Origin of the sequence: Providencia sp. PROV252 (genome assembly GCF_033676005.1) — a bacterium.
Taxonomy (GTDB): Bacteria; Pseudomonadota; Gammaproteobacteria; order Enterobacterales; family Enterobacteriaceae; genus Providencia; species Providencia vermicola.
Genome location: NZ_CP096294.1, coordinates 913,373 through 938,284 on the forward strand (window position 1 = coordinate 913,373; position 24,912 = coordinate 938,284).

Genomic DNA, 24,912 nt, shown 5'->3' on the forward strand with positions numbered 1-24,912 from the left:
GGTGGTGTCTGCCCTTTATTGCGATTTTAATATTTCACTCGTTTAGATAAGCCGTTTGTCTGTAGGGTAAAAAGTTATCTAAATAAGCAGGTTTAGTTAGTAAACACTAGGTGTGCTGGATGTCACTTCCGAGACCGTTTTGCCAAATTTTGCGGCAAGGGCTTCGGCGGTACGTGCTAGCAGCGTAGTATCAACGCCGACAGCGACAAACAGTGCGCCGAGTTTCAGATAATGTTCAGCAACCTCAGGGGCTGCCATTAAGATGCCAGGGGCGAGACCCGCAGCACGAATTTGTACAATCGCTTTTTCTATCACGGCTTTGACTTCAGGGTGGTTAGGATTTCCCGAAAAGCCCATGTCTGCACTGAGATCAGCTGGACCGATAAATACACCATCGACGCCTTCTACTTTTAAGATCTCTGGCAGGTTATTCATTGCTTCGCGGGTTTCGACCTGCACGATCACGCACATTTCATCGTTGGCACGAGTGAGGTAATCAGGGACTCGATTCCAGCGAGATGCACGTGCTAGTGCACTGCCAACACCGCGGATCCCTGCGGGTGGGTAGCGTGTTGCGCGTACTGCTTGCTTCGCTTGTTCGGCATTTTGTACCATTGGCAGCAACAAAGTTTGTGCGCCAATATCTAACAGTTGTTTAATGATCACAGGATCATTCCATGGTGGACGCACAACGGGTTGCGATGAATAAGGGGCGATCGCTTGCAATTGCGATAATGTTGTCTGTACATTATTTGGTGCATGCTCTCCGTCGATCAGTAGCCAGTCAAAGCCAGCACCCGCTAACAACTCGGCACTATACGGGCTGCATAAACCCAGCCATAAACCAATTTGAGGTTGGCCACTTTTTAGCGCTTTTTTGAATTTATTTTCTAAGATGTCCATTATAATTTCCTTATACAAAACGGCAGCTTATAGAACCCATGTTGCCGTAATCGACGTGGAACACATCGCCTTTACGTGCGGGAACTGGGCGGGTAAAGGACCCGCCAAGAATGATCTGGCCGGGTTCAAGTTGAACATTATGTGGCGCCAATTTATTGGCTAACCATGCAACGCCATTGGCAGGGTGATTCAGCACTGCTGCCGCAACGCCAGATTCTTCAATGACACCATTGCGATAAAGCAGGGCGCTGATCCAACGCATATCTAAATCGCGTGGTTTAATTGGGCGTCCGCCTAAAATGACCGCGGCGTTTGCGGCGTTATCTGAGATAGTATCGAACACTTTACGTGGGCGATTAGTTTCAGGATCATTGTTATGGCAACGGGCATCGATCAGCTCAAGCGCGGGGATCACGTAGTCTGTGGCGTTATAAACATCAAAAATTGTGCAGTTTGGCCCACGCAGTGGTTTTGCTAAAACGAACGCGAGTTCAACTTCAATGCGCGGTACAATAAAGCGGTCGGTTGGGATGTCACAGCCGTCATCAAAAAACATATCATCAAGTAGCGCACCGTAATCTGGCTCATCAATTTGTGAGCTGGCCTGCATCGCTTTTGATGTCAGCCCAATTTTATGGCCTTTGAGCACGCGCCCTTCAGCGATTTTTAACCCAACCCATTCTTTTTGAACGGCATAAGCATCGTCGATCGTCATTTCAGGGTGATCTAAAGAAATCTGGCGGATCTGCTCACCGCTTTTTTCCGCTTGATTTAGACGCTGCGCTATTTGCAAGATTATGTCTTTCTGTAACATCTTATTTTCCTTTTGTACCTCAGCTCGTCATGCTTCGAGTGAGAACTGCATTAACTGCCTTGTTCTCACTCGAATTATTTAGAGCTAACAATTTGGATTTAAAATCATCCGTTCAAGTTATACTTCGAGCTTAGGTTTTATCTGCAATTTATTGAAAAATAGTCTGCTAATTAACTAGTTAGAAAGACCGCCAAAGCAGAGGTATTTCACTTCCAGATAATCTTCAATGCCGTAGCGCGAACCTTCACGCCCCAGTCCAGACTGTTTAATGCCACCAAATGGGGCGACTTCATTCGAAATAATGCCTTCGTTGATACCCACCATGCCGCTTTCTAATGCTTCAGCAACGCGATAGATACGGCCGATATCCCGTGAATAGAAATAAGATGCCAAGCCAAATTCAGTATCATTGGCAAGAGCGATAGCGTCTTCTTCATCACGGAATTTAAATAGTGGTGCTAGCGGGCCAAAGGTTTCTTCTTTGGCGACTTTCATGGATTTTGTCACGCCAGTGATAACAGTAGGTTCAAAGAACAAGCCACCTAAACTTGCTGCTTTACCGCCAGCAACCACTTTTGCCCCATGAGAAACAGCATCTGCAATGTGCTCTGAGACTTTGTCGATAGCCGCTTGGTTAATGAGAGGGCCTTGTTGGGAGTCGGCTTGTGTTGCAGGGCCAATTTTGAGTGCATTAACCGCTTTGGCTAAGCGAGCTGCAAACTCATCATAGACACCCTCTTGCACTAAAATGCGGTTTGCACATACGCAAGTTTGGCCACTATTACGGAATTTCGCGGCTAAAGCACCTTGAACTGCGGCGTCTAGATCAGCGTCATCAAATACGATAAACGGTGCGTTACCACCAAGTTCTAATGACATTTTTTTCACGGTGTTGGCACACTGTTCCATCAATAATTTACCAACACGGGTTGAGCCAGTGAATGTCAGCTTACGCACAATTGGGCTTGATGTCATAACGCCACCAATAGCCTGCGCGTCAGTCCCTGGAACAATATTAAATACCCCAGCAGGAATACCAGCCTCTTCACCAAGAACCGCTAGAGCGAGGGCTGACAGTGGCGTTTCAGCCGCAGGTTTCAGCACCATCGTACAGCCTGCCGCAAGGGCTGGGCCCACTTTGCGCGTGATCATCGCATTCGGGAAGTTCCATGGTGTGATGGCTGCGACAACGCCCACAGGCTGTTTGATGGTTACAAGGCGGCGACCTGGTAATGGGGACGGAATGCTTTCACCGTAAACACGCTTACCTTCTTCAGCAAACCACTCAATAAAGCTAGCACCGTAAGCAATTTCACCCATCGATTCTGTCATCGATTTGCCTTGCTCTGCGCTTAGCAGTTGCGCTAACTCTTTTTGGTTATCCATCATTAAACGGAACCATTTATTTAAGATTTGGCTACGCTCTTTGGCGGTTTTTGCCCGCCAAGCAGGTAAGGCTTTTTCGGCCGCTTCGATAGCGCGTTGGGTTTCTACTGCGCCCACATTGCTGACTTTGGCAATCACCGTGTTATCCGCAGGGTTGGTCACATCAAATACGCTTTTATCTTGGGCATCAACCCATTGACCGTTGATATAAGCCTGTTGGCGGAATAATGTAGAATTGGTGTTTATGCTCATTTTTCGTTTTTCTCCGAAGACACGGATTGAATTTGTGGGCGGATGTTTTTAGCCGATAAACGTTGGCTCGTAAAACTTAATCCAGCACAAATCGCCATCACAAGTGCCATAGCAAAAGGGGATTCATCCTGTAAGACAGAAACTGCAACGCTCGCCAGTGCCGCCAACGCAAATTGAATTGAAATCGCAAGTGCGCTTGCACTGCCAGCAATTTTGCCGCGATGTTGCAGTAACAGTGACAAACTGTTGGTGCCGATAGCGTTGACCATCGATAGGAACAGCACCACAAGAATAACAATTATGGGGAGATTTTGTTGGTAAAAAAGTAGCAAAAGCAGACCAAATGCTAATTGAAAGCCACTTTGCATGGTGAGTATGCGTGTTAAACTGTAAATTTTTAGCAGTTTCACATTTAGCAATAACATCACAATCATCCCCAAAATATTGCAGCCGAACAACAAACCATAATGCTGTTCAGATACCCCAAAATAGTTGATGTACACAAACGGTGAACCACTGATAAAGGCAAACATTCCTGCAAAAGAGAAGGCCATGGTGCCGATAATACTCAGTGCTTCTCGGTCTGTGAGCACCTGCGTGTAGTTTTTAAACGCCACACAAAGTAAATTCTCTGACGAGCGCTGGTGGACTAACGTTTCGGGCAACAGAAGGAAAATTGTACTCACCGAAACTAGACCAACTAACGCCAACAGATAAAAAATTGCCTGCCACTGAAAATGAATCAACAAAAAACCGCCCAGTAGGGGCGCTAGCAAAGGCGCAATCATGGTGACTAAGGTCATCAATGACAGCACTTTGGGTAATTCATTTGCAGGGTAAACATCCCGCGCGATTGCCCTTGCCATGACAATTGCAGCACCGCTACCAAACGCTTGTAATGCTCTGAAAATAATCAAGGTATTGGCATTAGTCGCTTGAGCACATAACAAGCTTGCCACGGTAAAAATAGCCAGCCCGCTTAACAACATTTTTCGGCGACCCAGTAGGTCACTGAGTGGGCCATAAAACAGCATGCCCACACAGAAACCCGCAAAGAATGCTCCAAGGGTATACTGCATTTGTCCTTGTGTTGCCTGTAGAGCTGTCCCCATTTGAGGTAGGGCAGGAAGATACATATCGATAGACAATGGCCCAAATGCCACCAATGATCCTAATAATGGGATCAGCCAGTGTGGGATGTGTTTATCGAAACTTTTGACCATCGTGCCCTCGCTTTCTTCGCTCAACGATTACGCTTTGAATAAAGTGTGAACGTTGTTTTGTTTGTAGTTCAATATGGGGTCAAGCTCTTCCATGGTAAATGACAGCGCTAATAGGCGCTTTGCCGTTAAATCTGCAAAATGCGCCTTGATTAGGTCGAAAAGCATTTCCCCTGTTTTTTGCCTGTCATCGAGGGAACGACCTGCACCAATTTTTAGCGTCATATGCACGAAAGCATAGTCATGTTTACCATCCGCCATTTGCCATGTATCTAACCAAATTGCACGGCTACGAATGCCGCCCAATGGAAAAATACCTGTACCCGCAAGGGCTTCATTTACTTTGGCAAATAATTCGGGAAGCTTAGCCTCTTCACGGATATTTTCGGTACATTCTGCATAAAAATGTGGCATAACAATTCCTTACGCAGTTTCAGTTTGCTTGTCAGTGATATAGCTTGGTAGTGGGAAAACCGCATTGAGCTGCCCTGTACCTGAGCTGGCGAATAAATCGGTTAAGATTTCTACGTTCTCTGAATATTTGTCCCAACCTAACATGCCAAGCAACATAACTGTGTCATGCATATGGCCTTCGCCGTAGCAGTAGTCCGCGTATTCAGGCAGCATTTTGCAGAACTCTTGAAAACGGCCTTCACGCCATAATTTGACGACACGCTTGTCCATTTGCTCATCAAATTCACGGGTGTAGCTATTCATGCCATCTTCCGCTTTTTGGTCATCGATAAAGCGGTGTGATAACGAGCCACTGGCTAATACCGCCACCGTACCATCGTATTTTTCAATGGCAGTGAGGACGGCTTCGCCTAACTTGCGGCTGTCTTCAAAGCTATGTGACGTACAAAATGCAGAGATTGAAATGACTTTGAAGTGGCGATCGCTATTCATATAGCGCATTGGAACTAAGGTTGCATATTCGAGAGTTAAGCTTGGAATTTCATGTGCTTGAGCACGAACACCGAGCTTACGCGCCTCTTCACCTATCATCTGGCCTAAGGCAGAGTTGCCATCATATTCATATTCCATATCGCGAATGAAATGTGGAAGTTCATTACTAGTATAAATACCTTTGAAATGATCGGCACAGTTGATGTGATACGCGCTGTTGACTAACCAGTGAGTGTCAAAAACAATAATGGTATCCACGCCTAATTCACGGCAGCGACGGCTAATTTCTTTATGGCCATCGATAGCGGCTTGGCGGCACCCATGGTTTTTACCTGGTAGTTCAGATAGGTACATGGATGGGACGTGTGTGATCTTTGCAGCTAGTGCCAACTTACCCATTTTCTTCCCCTTATTCGTCATACTTCACGTTGTAGCGTTGTTGACCGCTCGCGCTAACCCTAGTCACATACTTATGTATGCTCCTAGGGATTAGCTTGTTTGTCGCCTAGCTACACCGCGAATTATTTAGAATAAGTAGCTGAATTAATTATCATTGATTCAAAATTACTTAGAATAAAAAATGGTGTAGCTTGCTACGGAATAATTTTGCTTTTTATTACACACCCCAGCGTGGGATGTTGTGGTCTCCGTAGGAGATACACACGTTCTTCATTTCGGCGAACACTTCGAAGCTGTACTCGCCACCTTCACGGCCAACACCAGAGGCTTTTACACCGCCGAATGGTTGGCGCAGGTCACGGACGTTTTGGGTGTTAACAAACACCATACCTGCCTCGATGCTGCGAGATAAACGCAGAATTTTGCTGACATCTTGCGTCCAAATATACGAAGCCAGGCCGTACTCCACATCGTTCGCCATACGTAGACCATCTTCTTCAGTCTTGAATGGGATCAAACAAGCGACGGGCCCGAAGATCTCTTCTTGTGCAACGCGCATACGGTTATCCACATCAGCCAGAACGGTTGGGCGCAAGAAATGACCATTTTTCAGGTGATCAGGTAGATCAGTTGGTTTATCTGGGCCACCCGCTAACAGAGTTGCGCCTTCTTCCATGCCGATGCGGATATAACCAGACACTTTGTTCCAGTGCTGTTGGCTGATCAATGCACCGACTTGTGTTTTCGGATCGTTCGGGTCACCAACGATCAGACGGTTTGCGCGTTCAGCAAAACGTTTTACAAACTCAGGATAAATGCTTTCTTGAATGAAAATACGTGAGCCCGCGGTGCAACGTTCACCATTAATAGAGAAAATAGTAAACAGCGCCGCATCCATTGCGCGCTCAATATCAGCATCTTCAAAAATCAGGACTGGAGATTTACCCCCTAATTCCATTGAATATTTTTTTAGCCCTGCGTTTTGCATAATGGCACGGCCTGTTGCTGTACCACCGGTGAATGAAACTGCGCGCACATCGTGATGTTTCACCAGTGCATCACCTGCCGTTGCACCATAACCTTGTACTACGTTCAGGACGCCTGCAGGAATTCCTGCTTCAAGCGCTAACTCCCCTAAACGGTTTGCAGATAGCGGAGACAGTTCAGACATTTTCAGCACGGCAGTATTACCCAGTGCTAAACAGGGTGCCGTTTTCCATGTTGCCGTCATAAACGGTACGTTCCACGGAGAGATTAATCCACACACACCGACGGGTTGTATCAGGGTGTAGTTCATCATTTTGTCGTCAACGGGATAGGTGCGGCCGTTCATTTGTTGGCAAATTTCAGCAAAGAATTCAAAGTTGTGTGAAGCGCGTGGGATCAACACATTTTTGGTTTGGTGAATTGGCAAACCCGTATCTTTGGTTTCCATTTCTGCAATTTGCGGTACGTTTTCGTCGATCAATTCACCTAAACGGCGCATTAAGCGAGCACGTTCTTTCATTGGGGTGTTAGCCCATTTTGGAAACGCGTCTTTCGCGGCGGCAACGGCTTGGTTGATTTCGTCTTGACCGCCAGAGGCGACTTCAGCGAGTACTTCACCCGTAGCTGGGTTCGTCGTTTGGAAATACTCTTTGCTGGCAACGTTCTTACCGTTGATCCAATGATTAATCTTAGTCATTACACTCGTTCCTCATAGTCTTTTTCGCTGATAATGGTGTTAACCAGTCGGCCAACGCCTTCAACTTCAACAATGACTTCGTCACCTGGTACCACATCTGACAGCCCTTTCGGCGTGCCTGTGGCGATCATGTCGCCTGGTTGCAGTGTCATAAAGTCACTGAGGTAAGCAATTAAAAATGGAATATCGAAAATTAAATCAGCCGTGGTGCCTTTTTGGCGTAATTCCCCATTCACATAGGTATAAAGCGCAAGGTTATGCGGGTCTTTCACTGCATCTTTATCAACAATCCAAGGGCCAATAGGTGTCAATGTATCGCGGCTCTTAACACGCAGATTGGGGCGATAGTAATTTTCCAAATAGTCGCGGATCGCGTAGTCATTACACACGGTATAACCCGCGACATAATCCATCGCATCTTCTCTTGAAACCTTGTGAGCCGTTTTGCCAATCACCACCACTAACTCAGACTCATAATGCATATATTCAACATTGTCTGGGCGTACAGAAACTTGGCGGTGGCCTGTTAAGCTACTTTCTGCTTTTAAGAAAATTAATGGTTCTTCAGGTGGCTTAAATTCTAACTCTGCGGCATGGTCAGCGTAGTTCAAACCAAGAGCGAATAGGGTACCTTGCGCAGGGGGTAACCACGTCACATCAGATGAATCCCCAGCAACAACATTCCCGTTTGGTAATGTGATGGCTTCGTTATCGCCAACAGTGACGGCATATTCTGTCCCTTTAAAAAGGATTTTTGCGCGTTTAGTGATAGTAGACATTATTTTCCTCCTGCCGCGACAACCGTGTTTTTCAGACTTGGGAAGCCTTCTGCTTGAACCACCACTTCATCACCTGGTTTGATAGTGATGCGTTGTTGTGGGGTTCCCATCAGGATCACATCGCCTTGTTTTAAGGTGGCGAAATCACTGAGGGCAGCAACTAGCTCACTGGCATCACGGATTAAATCTTTTGTTGACCAACGGTCGACTTCTTTGCCATTCACTTGAGTGATGATATCAACAGGGGCATTTAGTGACGTTTTCACCATCTCACCAATTGGGCAGAAAGTATCACGGCATTTTGCTTTGATAGCAGGGCGGTAGAAGGTGTCTTCCGGCAGGCTCACTTCATTCGCGAGAGCAAATCCAGCAATAAATTTCATTGCATTCGCTTTGCTGACTTTGCGTGCATCTTGGCCAATCACCAGTGCAAGGGTTGCTCCACTTTGCACTTCTTCGCCCGCAGGGTGCAAAATTTGCTCGCCAGAATTGATGCGCGTATTGCGCGGCTTAATAAACCACACTGGGGTTTTGGGTGGGGTTTTATAAGGGGCTTGCTGGAATGCCTCGAGCCAATGGCTAAGTTGGCTTTGATGATTGAGGGCAACGGCAAATACTGTGCCTTTCATTGACAACTCCTTAATGAAAAGAATTCAACTTTCGAGTAATTATTAACATATTAATAAAGTATAATTTTGAAATTAGCAATACCTTTATAGAAATGTTAATTTTAATTGTGATCGCATTAACAAAATGCAACTGCTAATGTGTAAGCTATTGTTATTAAATATTTTATTATTTTTTCAACTTTTTTTTAATTACAATTATTTAACTTGAATGATAATTAAAAAATTATTTACTCATTAATATTTTAGGGTTTTTCTTTGAGATTGTTATTTGAGCGTGCTACTCTTTAACAGAGGTGAGCAAGGTGTATTGAAGTCAGGGTGAAAATAGTGTGTTTTTATTAACAACAAGCCCAAAAGCATAACTTCAAAGCACCTAAATAGGGATTAAATAACATTAATTAAGTGATGAGTTTTAAGCTTATGCATGAATCATTGACAATTGCATTATTGCAAGCGAGAGAAACCGCAATGGGGTTCTTTCGGCCCATTTTAAAGTCGTATAATTTGACTGAACAGCAATGGCGTATCATTCGCGTTTTAGCTGATAACCGTTCAATTGATTTTCATGAGTTATCGGTTCAAACCTGTATTCTCCGTCCAAGCCTAACGGGGATCTTAACCCGTATGGAGCGCGAAGGTTTAATTTTTCGCTTAAAACCACTGAATGACCAACGTAAACTCTACGTTTCGCTAACGCCAACAGGGCAAGAGCTGTACGATAAAGCTCGTCAGGAAGTCGAAGAAGGCTATCAAAAAATCGAACTGGCATTTTCTCCAGAGAAAATGCAACAACTGACCGCCTTGTTGGATGAGCTTATCGCTTTAGAGAGCCCAGATTATAGTAGTATCGTTGCTGATAAGAAAAAGAGCGCCTAATTTTCGTCATATTTCGAGCTCTAGCTGTGTTGGCTTCTTTCGGCTATTTGGGTCACATACTGGTGTATGCTCCCCAAACTATCCTCAATTGCCGCCTTGCTAGAGTTCGAACTATTTAGAAAATTAGTTTGCCTTCGTCATATTTCGCACTGTGACGTTGTTGCTGGCACTTGGTTAGTTGGGCCATATGTTGGTGTATGCCCCCCAAACTATCCTCAATTGCCGCCTTGCTAGAGTTCGAACTATTTAGAAAATTAGTTTGTCTTCGCCATATTTCGCACTGTGACGTTGTTGATGGCACTTGGTTAGTTGGGTCATATGTTGGTGTATGCTCCCCAAACTATCTTTAATTACCGCCTTGCTAGAGTTCGAACTATTTAGAAAATTAGTTTGTATCTAGGAAATTAGTTTGTCTTCGCCATATTTCGCACTGTGACGTTGTTGCTGGCACTTGGTTAGTTGGGCCATATGTTGGTGTATGCCCCCCAAACTATCCTCAATTGCCGCCTTGCTAGAGTTCGAACTATTTAGAAAATTAGTTTGTATCTAGAAAATTAGTTTGCCTTCGTCATATTTCGCACTGTGACGTTGTTGATGGCACTTGGTTAGTTGGGCCATATGTTGGTGTATGTTCATCAAACTATCTTCAATTACCGCCTTCCTGCAATTCGAATTATTTAGAGTATAGCTATTACTTAAATGATTTATTTTCCCTGTAGATTCACTGAAGTCGAGCTTCACTTATACTTATTAGATAAGCTCTAAATCCCTTACTGTCATATCCTTTTTGGCATTGTGAAATTACCTGTAGAGTGACTTGTGACAAATTCTTCAACGAAATCATTCTCAATAAAATCAATCAATTGATTTCTAGCATTTGACATTGATTTTTACGATTAAGGAGGGGTTAAACGAAATAATTTAATGAAAAAATACAAAAAACCGTATTAAACATGAAAATATTCAATTTTAGTTATGGTGGTTCTTTTTTATCTAAAAACAGATAATGATAATGAGTTACATTACGTAAAATTTACTATTAATGACGTAAACTCAAATAAAATGACAAATAATCAGGTTTTATGGTGTTTATTATTCTCAACGTTATTCATGATTTCGCCTTATGGCTATACAGAAAATCAACTGCTACCCTCGACACAAGAAAGCATTCAATTTGAACAGAAACAACGATTGGAGTCGGAGCTAAGCCAACGTAATTTATTGGAAAAACAAACTACCATCCCCATTGAGGGTGTTTTGCCTCCTCCTTCCCAAGATGAAATATGTTTCCCTATCAGCGAGATCCAATTTGTTGGTGCAACACGGCTTAGTCGCACAATACAAACCCAATTAACTTCACCTTACTTAAAACGCTGCCTCACGCTGGGTGAAATATACGAGCTCACCAAGCATGTGACTAATTATTATATGGAACAGGGGTTTATTACCTCTCAAGCCATCATTCCTGAGCAAGATTTATCCTCACATCAATTGCGCTTACAAGTCATTGAAGGGCATATTGAAACTATTGAGATTGAAAATTCCCCTGAGCGCTTAGTTCATCAAATATTTCCTCATCAACAAGGTAAAATATTAAATTTACGGAACATTGAACAGGGGTTAGAGCAACTCAACCGATTATCATCTGCCAAATACACTATCGATATCCAGCCAGGAACCCAGAATGGCTACTCTCGGATTATTATTCATCAGCAAGGGAAAAAATGGCCTATCACGGGCCAATTGAGCTTTGATAATTCAGGCATGAAAGCAACGGGAAAACAGCTACTTACTGGCAGTTTAACGGTGGACTCCCCTTTAGGGTTTGGTGAACAGTGGTCAGCCTCGGCCAATACAGATATGGATGGAAGCCCATCCCACCATAATCGTTATATTGTTGCGAATTTGAATGTGCCTTATGGCTATTGGTCTTACCGTTACCAATTTTACCGTAATAGTACGTTACAACCGTTTCAGGCATCGGGCCAGCAATACCGTTATGAAGGCAAAAACACCAATCAACAGTTTGATATCAGCCGCTTAGTTTATCGCGATGGGAAGCAACGGCTTACACTACAAAGTAGCTTAAAACATAAAAATGCGACTACGCAATTAGCGTCCCAAACCTTGACGATTAGCAGCCCAACCTTAACCGCCCTCTCGTTTACTCCGCAGTACAGCACCACGCTCGGGCAAGGTTACTTCACGTTTAACCCTGCGGCTGAATGGGGAATATCGGCCTTTGGCGCATCACCAGATACTCTCGCGAAAGACTCGCCACGCAGCCATTACTGCAAATTCAGTCTAAGCAGCAGTTATCAGTATTTTTTTCCCAATGGTTTGACCTATTTAACCTCATTTTACGGCCAATATTCCCCCGATAACTTATACGGTATTGAACGCATCAGCATCGGCGGGCAGTACTCTGTCCGTGGCTACCATGAGCAGTCTTTAAGCGGTAACCGTGGCGGGTATTGGCGTAATGAAATTAACAAAGACATCGCCAATACAGCAATTGGGCAATTGCGTTTTATCGGTGCATTAGATTACGGGTTTATTGGCTCAGATAAATACCAGGTTGAACATGACACTTTAGCAGGCGGAGCCGTTGGTCTCTCTTTTACCGGCAATAGCCTGTTTTATTCTCAGTTTCTACTCAGTAAGCCTTTGCATTATCCGTCACAACTTAAACCAGACAATTGGTCGGCCTATTGGTCTGTCTCATTTTCTCTGTAGCTTTACGTTTTTAAAGGATTATTTATGCTAAATGAACAGTTGCCTTCGCGCCCTAAGCGGCTATTAAGTTACACCATTATTTTCTTAACCGCTGTCTACCCCTTACATCCCGCTTGGGGAGCCGCCATGACAGCGGCAGATAAAAATACCCAAGTCAGCCAACAAAATAACGTCCCGATTATTAATATCGCCACACCAAATGGGGCAGGGATATCGCACAATAAATTTCAACAATTTAATGTTGATAAGCAAGGCGCGGTACTCAATAACGCCACTGCCAATGTGAATTCTCAAATCGCGGGGCAAATCAAAGCCAATGCCAATTTAAAGGGAAATGCTGCCAATCTGATTATCAACGAAGTCACAGGCAGTAGTCGCTCACAACTGCAAGGCAAATTAGAGGTTGCTGGCGCTAAAGCAAACGTCTTAATTGCCAATCCGAATGGCATTACCTGCAATGGCTGTAGCTTTGTGAATACCCCTGCGATTACCTTAACCACGGGGAAACCCATCCTGGATAACAAGGGTGCCTTGTCCGCGGTTGAAGTGAAAAAAGGCAGTGTGGTTATCGGTGCCAATGGCCTAAATGCCGAAGCACAAACCTATGCCGATATTATCAGCCGTGCCACCGAATTGAACGGGCAAATCAAAGCCAAGAATCTGACCTTAATGCAAGGCACCAACCGTGTTGATTTTCAAAAAGGCACCGTGACACCGATAGCAGGTGAAGGGGCAAAACCCAGTATTTCCGTAGATACCAAAGCACTGGGTGGGATGTATGCCAATCAAGTGAAATTGGTCAGCACCGAGGCTGGGGTGGGGATTAATCTCAGCAATGTGCAAACCAACCAAAATGACCTGACGTTAACCGTCGATGGCAAAATTACCCTTGCAGGCAATATTCAAGGGAAAAAAGACATCAATGTCAGCACCAAAAACCTACAAATTAACGCCAATGCCAACGTGAATGCCGCCAAAGACATCACATTAGCCACTAACACCCTGACCAATAACGGAAAAGTGACCGCAGGCAAGGATATGCGTGTCTTTGCTGACAAGGTCAGTAATACGGGTAATGGCGCTCTTATTCAGGCTCAAGATAATTTGTGGATGCAAAAGAATGCCAAGGGGGATTTGAGTACGCTGATTGAGAATAAATCGGGGACGATAAAGACCAATGCAGGGGATTTGGTTGTTAGAACCAAGAAATTGACCAACATGGCGCTAAATACGCACTACAAGGAAAATACGATACAACCGACCTCCACAAGTAAGAACTTATTAATAGACCGAGTTAGAGAAGGTGGCGGGAATTATGATGTGGTCATGAATGCAAAGTTGGTTGATCCACTTCCTAATAAGTGGTTTGGTGTAGCTGATTTTTCAAATGCATTTGATAAAGAGGGGGTATTAGTCAATACAGGTCAAAGTATTTACTTTGATGATGGTTCAGTTCGAATCGGAGAAATAGTTAGCGGTGGAAACGCTTATATTAATGGAAATGAAATTACTAACGATAACGGTATTATTTCAGCTAAGAAAAATTTAATTTTAACTGGTAATACTTTAGATAATAGGCAAAATATTGGCTGGAAAAAATACAACTATAAAAATTATGTCATTGATACTTCGAAAAATGGCAGTGAAATAGTTGATATTAGAAATATCAAAGAATTAGTTTTAGAAATAAATTATAAAACACAAGATTATGTGCTTGTTTTGGAACAGGTTGATAATTTAAAAACAAAAAAAGGATTACATTCAGGTGCTAATCTCATCCTTGATTTTAAACATTCAATTAACAGTGAGAATAAGCTACCTATCGCCTTATCACTAATATCAAAAACAAATCAAATTGCTGTACCTGCTTATTTAATGACAGCAAAAAACATTATTTTAAATTCTAATAATATAAATATTTCCTCCAACTTACAGTCTGGAAATGACCTGTCTATCATAGCAGGTCAAAATATCAATATTAATCATGCACAGCTCGTTGCAAAACAATCACAAAGCCTAATTGCCAACAACGATCTTACTCTCAAACAAACCAATTTAACGGCTAAAGACAGCACTTTAATTGCGAAAAATGGCAATCTTCAATATAGCTTAAATCCCGTCTCAGCTTTTAAAGACAGTGTATTATCCCCTCCAGTTATTAATGCTGCGAATTCGTTACATATTCAAGCAGGTAAAAACATCACATTCGATAATGCGCAATTAGCCAAAACGAATAAACTCACCCTCAGTGCTAATGGCAATATTGTTATTCGTCGCGATGAATCCAATTTAATGAAACTCGCGGCTTCAGAGCCTACCCAAAATATCAATGAGTTACTCACGAAAACAGGAAGTTGGGTGAGTTCAGGGGAAATAAACCTCACTGCAGGTAAAAATATTGAAGCGCGTGGCATTGCCTTCAACAGTGGAAAATCACTGACATTCAATGCAGGCCAAGATATTTTGTTAGGCTCAAAAGCGATTAAAGATGCCGACAATGTATTCAAGACCAATCGCTACCCAGAGCTACGCTCTCAACTTATTGCGAATGGTAATATTACGTTAAATGCCGCACGTGATATTGACTTGCAATCTGCTAATCTTCAATCCAAAGACAAAATTACTGCATTGTCAGGTCGTGATATTAAATTAACCGCTACCGCCTACTCTGCCATTCCCAACCCCAATGAAGATAACCAAGATGTACGTTATGTGACCTCGACACTTTCTGGTGATAAAGGCGTTACGCTGGCCACCAATGGCGCACTCACCGCACAAGGCAGCACAATCAAATCCCTAGGTGATATCACATTATCAAGCGGCGGAAATGTGCGCTTAGAGTCGGTCAAAACGAATTATCGAAAACAGTCAGGGAAAAAATTTGAAGAGCTATATCGCCAAATTGGAACTGAAATTAATAGTGGTAAAACCCTGACCATTTTGTCTGAGGGGAGCATCCTTTTCCAAGCGTCTCGTCTCGTTGCCAAAGGTGCGATGGATATTGCGGCAAAAGGTGGGTATCTCTATGCCCAAGCCATGGAGGAAAGCAGTTACTTCGAAGAGTATAAAAAGAAATGCAATAGATGGACGCTTTGTATTACGAAAAAGGAAGTGAGAAAAACACGCAGTGATAAAACTAATAAAGTTACTGAGTTTACCGCAGGTGGCGATATTAATTTATTGGCAAAAGATGATGTGACATTAGAGGCCACAAAAATAAATACAGGGAAAAATGCCAAAATTACCAGCCAAACGGGCAAGGTCAATTTTAAAGCTGTCAAAAATTCGCAATTTGAACAAGTGATTACAAATTCTAACGGTTTTTATATTACACAGCGCAATAAAGGATATACCTCAGATAAATGGGTTTTACCTGCATTGCATATTGGTGGAAAACTGACTGTTGATGCGAATAAAGGGATTACTGCGGATGTTAAAACCAAAGAAGGCAAGTCATTTGAGCAGGCATTAGTAATATTAAGTCGCACTCCTGGGTATGAGTGGCTCGGGGACGTTAAAAATAACAAAAACGTCAATTGGGCTGTTGTAAAAGATGCTTATAGCCAGTGGGATATAAAAACTGAAAGCCTTAATCCAATCGTAGGTGCTGTGATTGCCATTGCTGTAGCGGCTGCTACTTATGGGACCTCTACAGCCGCCAGTGTTGGTGGATTAGCGAGCTCGACTGCTACAACCATGGGCGCTTCAACGACAGCAGCGTCAATGGCTTCTGCTGCGGCACAGGCGGGGTTTGCCTCACTCGTTTCTCAAGCTTCTGTCGCGTTAGTCGAGAACAAAGGAAACCTGTCAAAAACCTTATCCAGCCTAGGGCAAAGTGATACTGCAAAATCAATTGTAACCAGTATGATTATTGCGGGTTCACTTGAAGGGTTTGATATTGCGTTATATGGCAAAGTCACTGATCCAGCCAAAGTGACCTTACCAAAACTTAGTGATGGAAATTGGACTCAAGTCGCGCAGCGTGTGGCAGGACAAAGCGCTATCAGCTCAACTATCGGAACAGCGATTCAAGGTGGGAGCTTCACGGACAACTTTAAAACAGCTCTACTCAGTAATGTGGCTGGGCAAATTCAAGCCGAAGGGGCTAACCTGATAGGCGATAAATTCCAGTATTTATATGTAGATAAACAGGGAAATATTCTAGGGCATACAGGGAAAGCTCTAAGTCATGCAGGGTTGGCGGCGCTAAGCGCAGAAATTAGTGGTGGTAATGTAAAAGGTGCCGCAATTGGCGCATTAGCCGCTGAATTGGCTGCGCTATCTCTTGATAACAAAAGTAAAAATAATTTAAATGCAGATACTCAAATAATCAAGGTGGTTGGGGCTTTATCCGGTGCTATTTATACAGGTGAAGCAAGTGGTGCATACAGTGGTGCTAATGCCGCGGAAAATGTATTTCTTTTTAATCACCATTACCATAACTTTTTTGGGAATACGGGCGATAACTTTTTCGCAAGTGGTTTTGAACTTGAAAAAGTATTAGCGAGTGATAGCAGCCTTACGGAGCAAGAAAAACGTAGTATTCGAAAAAATTATCTTAACGGTGCTGGGGGAGAAGACCCTGTAAAGTTAATATTAGAGCATCTTCCCGTTTCAGATACTATGATGGCATTAGCACAGGCCAAGGATACTAAAGATTACGCAATTGCACTATTAACATCGTTACCATTAGAACGAGCTGTAGCTGTTATGGGGCGATTGATCAAAACAACAGGCACGGCCCTTCAGCGGAAACCATTAAAAGGAGGGGCTGGAGGTAACTGGAATGTAATGAATGAAATCGTTGACCCAACTGTAGTGAAACAGGTGACTCCGACTAGTTGTGGCGCTGCATGTGGGGAAATGATATTAAAAGATCGTAATATTTTCACATCTCAGATTAAATTAGGTACAGAATTAACATCAATGAATTCACTTGCCAATAAACTAAATAAAGTTGATAGCGGTTGGGTTGCTAATAATGTTTCTTCCTCAAGTTTTGAGTCATTAAATCGTACCGGTTCTTGGAGCGCAATGATGTGGGACTCAGGTAATAAAGTTGGTCATTGGGTTGTTGTTAAAGGCGTAGACAATGGAGGTAATGTAATAATCAACGACCCATTTAAAGGAACACGGTACACAATGAAAGTTAACGAATTTAAGGATGCATGGAATGGACATAGTGTCTACAAACCATAATATAGTTTTATTATCAATAGATTATGATGATGAAATGAGAACTATTAGCTATGGTTTTAGTTTCAATAAAGAAACTAAATTTTTCATGGCAAGTATATTTGAGGCTAAAGGAATAAAAGGTATAAATTATACGGATGAACTCGATAAGTTAATAATGTCTATAATGCCATATAAACCAGAAATATCTAAATTTTTAAGTGAGATAACTTGGGATTATATCGAAGGCAGAAATATATCTCTACCAGCTAATTTAATTTAAAATATGGTTCTATGCTAGAATCATAAATCAATATAAAAAATCAGGTAATAACAATCAGTAAGCCCCAATGATAGGGTGTAGGTAGTTCTAAGTTCAATAGAATTGAGCAAAAAAGATGGAAAAAACAGGCGGCTATATTTTTAGCCGCCTGTGAATTTTTATCGACACATTTTAGGTAACGCTTCTCTTTTTAGGCTACTTACCCAACAAGTGTAAGAAGTGAATATGTTTTTCATATTGGTCGAGAATATCGTGGATGATCTGTTCTTTTGCCCAGCCCATCACATCGTAGTCTTGGCCGCCTTCTTTTAGGTGAATTTCGGCGCGGTAATAACGTTGTTCTTCACTCTTTTCTTCATCACTTTCTGTGCCCATACCGGCTAAGGCAAAAGACGGCTGAATATAATAACGGAGGCGAACTTCGTAGAAAAAGTTCATATCGTCGCCTAAATCCACTTCAAAACCAATACGGTCATCTTTGTCTGTGTGAATATGGCAAACTGTGCCTTGCTTCGCTAATTCCTCAGAAACCATCTCCATTGACGGCTTAACGGACTCTTCCATAAAGCGCTTCACATGGGCACGCTTAGGGAAATAGACAATATTACGTAAGCGGCGTTGCCATGGGATTGGGTTACGGCTTGCCGTAGGTGCAATGGTGGCTAATTGTTGGCTATCCCGTTTATAAGCATCTACTCGCAGTGCTTTAAATAACCCATAAATAGAGGCAAGCAAGACCATTGCAAACGGCAAGGCACTGGCAATGGTTAAAGTTTGCAGCGCTTGTAGCCCCCCCGCCAGCAGCATGGTGATGGCGACGACGCCCATTAATCCTGCCCAGAAAATACGTTGCCAAATTGGGGTATTGGAGTCGCCGCCAGAAGCCAATGTATCGACCACCATCGCCCCTGAATCCGCAGAAGTGACAAAGAACACCACAACCATCAACATGGCAAAAAATGATAGCACTGAAGAGAATGGGAAATAATTTAGGAATTCAAACAGGGCAAGGGAGACATCCGATTGCACGGTTTCGGCAAGCTTTACTGCCCCTTGATTTTTGATAAGGTCAATGGCGGTATTACCGAAGAATGTCATCCACATTAATGTGAACCCAGCAGGCACGAATAACACGCCCATAACAAACTCACGGATAGTACGACCACGGGAAATTCGGGCGATAAACATCCCCACAAACGGTGACCATGATAACCACCAACCCCAATACAGTAACGTCCAGCCACCTAACCAATCGCTTGATTTAGGTTCATAAGCGTACAAATTAAAGGTTTTGGTCACAATTTCAGAAAGATAACCACCTGTATTTTCCACAAACGATTTTAATAACAGAACAGTCGGCCCCAGTATCACAATCAGCAGTAGCAGCAAGAACGCGAGACCTAGGTTAAGTTCTGATAAAATGCGAATGCCTTTATCCAGCCCAGAGACCACAGAAAGCGTTGCCAGTGCGGTAAAGGTGACAATTAGCCCAACTTGTACCATCTCATTTACTGGCAACCCAAATAAGTGATTTAAGCCTGCATTGACCTGTAATACACCAAAGCCTAATGAAGTAGCGACACCAAACACCGTACCAACAACCGCAAAAATATCAACAGCATGGCCAATAGGGCCATAGATACGTTCACCGATAATAGGGTACAGAGCAGAGCGTAAGGTCAGTGGTAACCCGTGGCGATAGCTAAAAAACGCTAAAATTAAGGCAACAATGGCATAAATCGCCCAAGCGTGTAACCCCCAGTGGAAGAAGGTCAAACGCATGGCTTCCTTAGCTGCCTCAACAGTTTGTGCATCACCCACTGGTGGGTTGAGGTAATGCATCACGGGTTCAGCGACCCCAAAGAACATCAAACCAATTCCCATACCTGCGGAAAACAGCATGGCAAACCACGACACATAACTAAAATTTGGCTGCGCATGGTCTGGCCCTAGCTTTATTTGCCCATAGCGGGAGAGTCCCAGATAAGTCACACTCAGTAGGATGATGGCTACAGCAAGGATGTAGAACCAACTGGCGTTGTTAAACAAGTTTTGTTGAAGATGACTTAGATGAGATTCTGCGACTTTTGGCATTAGTGCGGCAAAGCCGACAATAACCAAAATGATAATAGCAGAGCTATAAAATACAGGGGGACTAATTTTAGAACGAACTTTTTTCGAATCAGTATCAATTTGACTCATAACAACCTTCTTTTGTTTTATTTTATTTTTGGCATACCAAGAGCGAGAACGGTATGCAACGACCAGTCCTTCTTAATGAAACAATGGATAATTGCGAAAATATTCCCTAAGGGAACGTAATAGAAAGAACAATAAAAACGCGTTATACGTGGTGTTGTTGGCAGTGAAAACGGCCGAAAAAAACATAAATGTCGAGTCTTTGCTACCTCAGTAAGTTAAAAAATAGTCGGTTATACTGCCATGATATGGATGAATGATCAACAATAGTGGGGAATAAGATTAGAAAGACAGATAAAATATCGTGTTAATTATCAATTTATTAATAATTAAGAATGATAAATTTATATGTTTTACCAATAAGTTAAAGAAGATAGATGAAAGAGGATATTAACTTGCAAAAAATAGCCAATTCTTTGATAAGAAAAGGGTGTTACCTTAATTGGCTATCCTTACTACCACGCCGATTGTAACCACTAAAGGCGGCTTGTTTTTTGTCTAGTTCATATTGGCAATTTAGACAGAGTTTCACGCCTAATACAGCCAAACGGCGCGCTTCAGGAATAGGTTCTCCACATTCCTCACAAAATTCAGCACTTTCACCTGAAGGCAACTGGCCACGTGCTTTCGCAATCGCGTCATCGAGCGTGGCATCAATTTGTTCCTGCACCGCATTTTCATTTGCCCAGCCGCTCGCCATAGTATACCTCTAATTGGTTAATAATTGACCTTATCTTAATATGGCGGCGAGAAAATTAATTTCAAGGGCAAAGTTAACGGTTTAAAGATAAGCTCATAAAAATATGATCCATGCCATCTTCATCGTACATTTCCCCTTCGGTTTGATAACCTAGGCTTTGGTAGAATGAGATAGCTGTGTGTTGGGCAGAAAGGCCGATTTTTTGATACTGGTTTGCAGTACCATATTGCTGGACAAACTTCATCATTTCACGGCCTAAGCCTTTACCGCGATGCGATTTTTGCACTGCAACACGGCCTACTTTGATCAACCCATTATCTAACAATACACAACGCAAAACGGCTGCAGGCTGCTGGTTTAAATATAAAACGACATGCAGTGCTGCATCATCATACTCATCAATATCGATTTCAGCGGGGAACCCCTGTTCTTGGGTAAAGACTTGCTGGCGTAGGTCAAAGGCATCTGCGACTAATGCAGGGTTTGCATGGCCAAGGCTGTGTTTGATTTCCATGGTGAGTCCTAGTATTGACGTCATAAAATGAAAGAAGGTTTACTATATAACGAGATAGCCGTTGGAACAGGTAGGTTTTGGTGCTTTTTAGTATGGGAATAGATAAAACAGGCAAATGCAGGCGAAAAAACCTGCATTTGGGGGAATGAGTCAGTGCGATTACAGCGTTTTACTCTCGCACTTTTTTAAACATTACTTATTCTCTGTTTTAGCATCATTTTCAGCTTTGATGGATTCTGTTTTCTCTTTCACATCAGTTGCAATTTCATCCGCTTTATTAATGGCATCAGTTTTAACTTCTTGGCTAAGATCAGAAGCATTTTGTTTCAGCTCCTCAGCTTTATTTTTTGTCTCTTCAGCAAGTTCATTGGCTTTTTGTTCACCATCAGCTTTGAGTTGCTGAGCTTTTTCTTCAGCTTGCTTAACAGTATCGCTGGGTTTAGATGAATCATCACAGCCTGTTATGACAGTAAATAGGCCGACAAAAAATAATGAAGCGATGATTTTCTTATTCATAAATATGTCCTTAGAATAAAATGAGTTTAAAACCATTTTTCAGCATTGATATTTATGCTTATATTTTAATATAGCTGGTTTTAAGATTTTTATAAAATCAATAGGTGAATTTTTGAAATATTAAAATGATGTTTGGTTGTCTGATATCATTAATTACAACCTTGTGCTGAATGTGCATGGTTTTTAATGACTAGTGAAGTCATTACATCTAAAGGGGCGTAAACAGGCTAAACTGATTGTACAAGCACAAGAAGTAAAAAATGTTTTGAATTAGATAATATAAAAGGTAGCAATATGACGTACTATTATTCGTTTATCATTTTAAAGTTCATTATTGGTTTCGCTATCGTTATTACTCATATGAATTTGTCTGGAAAAACGCAGCTCTCTCAAATGACACCAATTGATTTCATTGGTAATTTTGTCTTAGGGGGAATTATCGGAGGGGTGATCTACAGTGATACAATACCATTGTATCAATATATAACGATCTTAATAATCGGTGTTTTATTGATTAGTTCTTTGAATTTATTAACAAAGAAAGTGAATTTTTTCCGTAATGTCGCAATTGGTAACCCAATACCGATTATTAAAAAGGGGCAATTCATTATGGAAAATATATTAAAGAAAAAAAATAAAATAGATATCATCAATATCTCATCACGCATTCATGCTCAAGGTATTCATTCATTTCAAGAAATTTACTACGCACAAATCGAACCTGATGGGCAGCTCACCATCATTTGTGATGAAAAAAATATGCCTTCGGTGCTTTTAATGAAAGATGGCGTGATAAGAACCAGTGAGTTGGAATCGATAGAAAGGGATGAAGCTTGGTTAAAACAACAGATTGAATTTCAAGGTATTGAATCGCTCGATGATATTTTCTTAGCGGAGTTCTGGCGTGGTGAAGTCAGTTTTATTTTGCAAGATGGCAAAATAAACCGCGAAGGTACACATGAACTAAAAAGCATTGCTTAAGATAGGCAAGTAGATGAAATGCAATGCACTCCACCTACTTGTTATGACATTATTTCTTCAAATCATCATAAAGCATGATTGAGGATTTATTATCAGGGTCGCCGATGTAACGAGGCTGAGGTTTAAACTCTGTGCTAAACAAGCTCTTTTCTGGTTCATAACCTGTGTAGTTAAAGCCTGCTAGGTCAGACCATGCATAGATGAAATCCATCGTGCTGAATGGGCGAGTTGTTTTTTCTTTTAAATCAAACTGATGGGTACTTAACCATTCAGGTGATTGCCAAACAAGGAATGGCACATTGTAGATAACCTTGCTTGGTTTACCTTCGCTACGGCCTAACATTTCATGTGGTGGTGTATCATAGACATCTTCTCCGTGGTCAGAGAAAAAGACTAAGAAGCCATTTTCTTTAGAAGAATCAAAGTCTTTAATTAAGGTTGACACCACATAATCATTATAATGCTGTGCATTATCATACGCGTTGTAATCTTTGACTTGGTCATCTTTCAGGTTAGCAGGTACCAGGCTGTCTCTTTGCGTAAATATCGCTTTATCTTCTGGGTAGCGGAATTCATAACGCATATGTGTGCCTAGCAGGTGTACAACGATAAATTTCTTTTCCGCAGGGTCAGCAAGTGCTTCTTTGAAAGGATCAAATACCACGTCATCATAGATACGTGAACTCTGAGCCATATCATTATTGAGGTAATACTGCTTATCCGTTTGGCGAGAGAAGGCCGTCAGTAAGGTATTTCGCTCAGTCATAGTTTGCTGATTGGTGATCCAGAACGTTTTAAAGCCCGCTTGCTTCATCATATTCATGATAGAAGGGCGAGAGTTAAACAGTTCAGGCTCTGTCTGGGTGGCAAACGTCAGAATTTGTTGTAGCGCTTCAATGGTATATGGGCGTGGCGTTACCACATCATTAAATACCGATAAGTTAGCAGGATAGTCTTTTGCAAGTTCTACTAATTCTGGCGTCGTTGGGCGTTGATAACCGTATAAACTCATTCTATCGCGGCTGGTGGACTCACCAATCACTAATACAAAGGTACGTGGCGTGTTGCCATTGGCATCGACAAAGTTGGCGAGCGGTGGAATTTTACTGTTGTCTCTGATCAACTCCTCCATATTAGCTAACTGGTTTTTATAGAGAAAGTAACCACTAACAAACTGCCATGGTGCTGCATAGGCCAGTTTGCTATTTACATAAGAAGCCACATTGGCTAGTGGTCTATCTTGTTTGATGCCTTTGTTGTAATACGGCACACCAAACAAAATGATCAATATTAGCAAGGAAACAACCACGTTGCCTTTTTTCGGTATATAAACGGGTTTTAGGCGTGACCACAAGAAAATAGCCACTAAGGTGTAGGCAAGAATGATGCCGACGACTTTAAAACTAAAGTATTGTTTGAGGAATTCCCCTGCTTCATTGGTATTGGTTTCAAACATCACAAACATAACGCTCTGTGAGATTTGGTGGCCGTAAACCACAAAGTAAGCGAGGGCGACGACAGAAGATAGCCACAAGATAACCCCAATAACGCCTGCAATAAGCTTAATTTTCCGAGGGAAAAGTAGCGCGGGAATTAGCCATAAAGAGCTATACAGCAGTGAATCCCTTAACCCGATACTGTTACTTTGGCCTGTGACGACCACATATAGTTGCAATAACGACGAGAAATACCAAAAGTAGATTAATAGCCAGAGTAGTGATAACCAGCTAAATCTCTCTGTGCGTGTAGTGTTAAGCATAGTGTTTTTAAACTCTTATTTTCTTTAATCGCTAAGTAATATTGAAAAATAATTGAGAAATCGGTGTTTAGATTTACAGGTCAAACTTAAGTTCAAAATAGTTTGGCCATGATCACTAATATTTAAGTATTCTTTAATGTTTTGTTTTTTCAGCAAAATGGAAGTGAGATTAACTCATTTTAGCCCATCACCGAATGAGGT

The 24,912-nt window shown here is 42.2% G+C and carries 19 protein-coding genes; 5 read left to right on the forward strand and 14 right to left on the reverse strand.

What is annotated here, in order from left to right; genetic code table 11:
• Positions 1-96: 96 nt before the first annotated feature.
• The 9 genes from hpaI to M1F05_RS03995 form a co-directional block, all read right to left on the reverse strand.
• Complete coding sequence (hpaI, locus tag M1F05_RS03955; RefSeq protein WP_206084679.1) at positions 97-903, reverse strand: 4-hydroxy-2-oxoheptanedioate aldolase; 807 nt, start codon at positions 901-903, stop codon at positions 97-99.
• Positions 904-913: 10 nt separating this feature from the next.
• On the reverse strand, positions 914-1,717 hold the full coding sequence (gene hpaH, locus M1F05_RS03960) for a 2-oxo-hept-4-ene-1,7-dioate hydratase (protein ID WP_206084680.1): 804 nt from the start codon (positions 1,715-1,717) through the stop codon (positions 914-916).
• A 174-nt stretch (positions 1,718-1,891) separates the two neighbouring features.
• Positions 1,892-3,355, reverse strand: a complete 1,464-nt coding sequence (locus M1F05_RS03965) for an NAD-dependent succinate-semialdehyde dehydrogenase (RefSeq protein ID WP_206084681.1) — start codon at positions 3,353-3,355, stop codon at positions 1,892-1,894.
• The gene (locus M1F05_RS03970) at positions 3,352-4,578 is read right to left on the reverse strand and encodes a Bcr/CflA family multidrug efflux MFS transporter (RefSeq protein WP_206084792.1); all 1,227 of its coding nucleotides are present in this window, start codon (positions 4,576-4,578) and stop codon (positions 3,352-3,354) included. Before M1F05_RS03970 ends, M1F05_RS03965 begins: the two co-directional genes overlap by 4 nt.
• Positions 4,579-4,605: 27 nt before the next feature.
• Complete coding sequence (locus M1F05_RS03975; protein ID WP_206084682.1) at positions 4,606-4,989, reverse strand: 5-carboxymethyl-2-hydroxymuconate Delta-isomerase; 384 nt, start codon at positions 4,987-4,989, stop codon at positions 4,606-4,608.
• Between the two features lie 9 nt (positions 4,990-4,998).
• Positions 4,999-5,880 carry a 3,4-dihydroxyphenylacetate 2,3-dioxygenase gene (gene hpaD / locus M1F05_RS03980; RefSeq protein WP_206084683.1) on the reverse strand — a complete coding sequence of 294 codons (882 nt, stop codon included), beginning with the start codon at positions 5,878-5,880 and terminating at the stop codon, positions 4,999-5,001.
• A gap of 217 nt (positions 5,881-6,097) precedes the next feature.
• Complete coding sequence (hpaE, locus tag M1F05_RS03985; RefSeq protein WP_206084684.1) at positions 6,098-7,564, reverse strand: 5-carboxymethyl-2-hydroxymuconate semialdehyde dehydrogenase; 1,467 nt, start codon at positions 7,562-7,564, stop codon at positions 6,098-6,100.
• Positions 7,564-8,343 (reverse strand): fumarylacetoacetate hydrolase family protein, encoded by a 780-nt coding sequence (locus tag M1F05_RS03990; protein WP_206084685.1) that lies wholly within the window; start codon positions 8,341-8,343, stop codon positions 7,564-7,566. The genes hpaE and M1F05_RS03990 overlap by 1 nt, the downstream gene beginning before the upstream one ends.
• Entirely contained in the window at positions 8,343-8,972 is a 630-nt protein-coding gene (locus tag M1F05_RS03995; protein WP_206084686.1) for a fumarylacetoacetate hydrolase family protein, read from the reverse strand. The genes M1F05_RS03990 and M1F05_RS03995 overlap by 1 nt, the downstream gene beginning before the upstream one ends.
• A 420-nt stretch (positions 8,973-9,392) precedes the next feature.
• Between M1F05_RS03995 and hpaR the strand changes: the two genes are divergently transcribed.
• From hpaR to M1F05_RS04015, 4 genes are all read left to right on the forward strand, one after another.
• Complete coding sequence (gene hpaR / locus M1F05_RS04000; RefSeq protein WP_206084687.1) at positions 9,393-9,848, forward strand: homoprotocatechuate degradation operon regulator HpaR; 456 nt, start codon at positions 9,393-9,395, stop codon at positions 9,846-9,848.
• Positions 9,849-10,910: 1,062 nt separating this feature from the next.
• The gene (locus tag M1F05_RS04005; RefSeq protein ID WP_206084688.1) at positions 10,911-12,584 is read left to right on the forward strand and encodes a ShlB/FhaC/HecB family hemolysin secretion/activation protein; all 1,674 of its coding nucleotides are present in this window, start codon (positions 10,911-10,913) and stop codon (positions 12,582-12,584) included.
• Positions 12,585-12,608: 24 nt separating this feature from the next.
• Positions 12,609-17,783, forward strand: coding sequence for a DUF637 domain-containing protein (locus tag M1F05_RS04010; RefSeq protein ID WP_206084689.1), 5,175 nt, complete (start codon positions 12,609-12,611; stop codon positions 17,781-17,783).
• A complete protein-coding gene (locus M1F05_RS04015; RefSeq protein ID WP_206084690.1) occupies positions 17,758-18,042 on the forward strand; it encodes a hypothetical protein in 285 nt (94 codons plus the stop codon). The genes M1F05_RS04010 and M1F05_RS04015 overlap by 26 nt, the downstream gene beginning before the upstream one ends.
• Before the next feature lie 195 nt (positions 18,043-18,237).
• Here M1F05_RS04015 and M1F05_RS04020 read toward each other — a convergent pair whose 3' ends face one another.
• The 4 genes from M1F05_RS04020 to M1F05_RS04035 form a co-directional block, all read right to left on the reverse strand.
• Positions 18,238-20,244, reverse strand: a complete 2,007-nt coding sequence (locus M1F05_RS04020) for a BCCT family transporter (protein WP_206084691.1) — start codon at positions 20,242-20,244, stop codon at positions 18,238-18,240.
• Positions 20,245-20,674: 430 nt separating this feature from the next.
• Positions 20,675-20,941, reverse strand: coding sequence for a DksA/TraR family C4-type zinc finger protein (locus tag M1F05_RS04025; RefSeq protein ID WP_206084692.1), 267 nt, complete (start codon positions 20,939-20,941; stop codon positions 20,675-20,677).
• Positions 20,942-21,014: 73 nt separating this feature from the next.
• The gene (locus M1F05_RS04030) at positions 21,015-21,455 is read right to left on the reverse strand and encodes a GNAT family N-acetyltransferase (RefSeq protein ID WP_206084693.1); all 441 of its coding nucleotides are present in this window, start codon (positions 21,453-21,455) and stop codon (positions 21,015-21,017) included.
• Between the two features lie 192 nt (positions 21,456-21,647).
• The gene (locus M1F05_RS04035; protein ID WP_206084694.1) at positions 21,648-21,971 is read right to left on the reverse strand and encodes a hypothetical protein; all 324 of its coding nucleotides are present in this window, start codon (positions 21,969-21,971) and stop codon (positions 21,648-21,650) included.
• A 294-nt stretch (positions 21,972-22,265) separates the two neighbouring features.
• On the opposite strand from M1F05_RS04035, the gene M1F05_RS04040 reads away from it, so the two are divergent.
• Positions 22,266-22,952, forward strand: coding sequence for a DUF421 domain-containing protein (locus M1F05_RS04040; protein ID WP_206084695.1), 687 nt, complete (start codon positions 22,266-22,268; stop codon positions 22,950-22,952).
• 49 nt (positions 22,953-23,001) lie between these two features.
• On the opposite strand, the gene cptA is transcribed toward M1F05_RS04040, so the two are convergent.
• The gene (cptA, locus tag M1F05_RS04045) at positions 23,002-24,711 is read right to left on the reverse strand and encodes a phosphoethanolamine transferase CptA (RefSeq protein ID WP_206084696.1); all 1,710 of its coding nucleotides are present in this window, start codon (positions 24,709-24,711) and stop codon (positions 23,002-23,004) included.
• Between the last annotated feature and the right edge of the window lie 201 nt (positions 24,712-24,912).

Bases quoted from the DNA above. Each gene is read 5' to 3' on its own strand.
- hpaI (WP_206084679.1), bottom strand. From the start codon at position 903: ATGGACATCTTAGAAAATAAATTCAAAAAAGCGCTAAAAAGTGGCCAA.
- hpaH (WP_206084680.1), bottom strand. From the start codon at position 1,717: ATGTTACAGAAAGACATAATCTTGCAAATAGCGCAGCGTCTAAATCAA.
- M1F05_RS03965 (WP_206084681.1), bottom strand. From the start codon at position 3,355: ATGAGCATAAACACCAATTCTACATTATTCCGCCAACAGGCTTATATC.
- M1F05_RS03970 (WP_206084792.1), bottom strand. From the start codon at position 4,578: ATGGTCAAAAGTTTCGATAAACACATCCCACACTGGCTGATCCCATTA.
- M1F05_RS03975 (WP_206084682.1), bottom strand. From the start codon at position 4,989: ATGCCACATTTTTATGCAGAATGTACCGAAAATATCCGTGAAGAGGCT.
- hpaD (WP_206084683.1), bottom strand. From the start codon at position 5,880: ATGGGTAAGTTGGCACTAGCTGCAAAGATCACACACGTCCCATCCATG.
- hpaE (WP_206084684.1), bottom strand. From the start codon at position 7,564: ATGACTAAGATTAATCATTGGATCAACGGTAAGAACGTTGCCAGCAAA.
- M1F05_RS03990 (WP_206084685.1), bottom strand. From the start codon at position 8,343: ATGTCTACTATCACTAAACGCGCAAAAATCCTTTTTAAAGGGACAGAA.
- M1F05_RS03995 (WP_206084686.1), bottom strand. From the start codon at position 8,972: ATGAAAGGCACAGTATTTGCCGTTGCCCTCAATCATCAAAGCCAACTT.
- hpaR (WP_206084687.1), top strand. From the start codon at position 9,393: ATGCATGAATCATTGACAATTGCATTATTGCAAGCGAGAGAAACCGCA.
- M1F05_RS04005 (WP_206084688.1), top strand. From the start codon at position 10,911: ATGACAAATAATCAGGTTTTATGGTGTTTATTATTCTCAACGTTATTC.
- M1F05_RS04010 (WP_206084689.1), top strand. From the start codon at position 12,609: ATGCTAAATGAACAGTTGCCTTCGCGCCCTAAGCGGCTATTAAGTTAC.
- M1F05_RS04015 (WP_206084690.1), top strand. From the start codon at position 17,758: ATGGACATAGTGTCTACAAACCATAATATAGTTTTATTATCAATAGAT.
- M1F05_RS04020 (WP_206084691.1), bottom strand. From the start codon at position 20,244: ATGAGTCAAATTGATACTGATTCGAAAAAAGTTCGTTCTAAAATTAGT.
- M1F05_RS04025 (WP_206084692.1), bottom strand. From the start codon at position 20,941: ATGGCGAGCGGCTGGGCAAATGAAAATGCGGTGCAGGAACAAATTGAT.
- M1F05_RS04030 (WP_206084693.1), bottom strand. From the start codon at position 21,455: ATGGAAATCAAACACAGCCTTGGCCATGCAAACCCTGCATTAGTCGCA.
- M1F05_RS04035 (WP_206084694.1), bottom strand. From the start codon at position 21,971: ATGAATAAGAAAATCATCGCTTCATTATTTTTTGTCGGCCTATTTACT.
- M1F05_RS04040 (WP_206084695.1), top strand. From the start codon at position 22,266: ATGACGTACTATTATTCGTTTATCATTTTAAAGTTCATTATTGGTTTC.
- cptA (WP_206084696.1), bottom strand. From the start codon at position 24,711: ATGCTTAACACTACACGCACAGAGAGATTTAGCTGGTTATCACTACTC.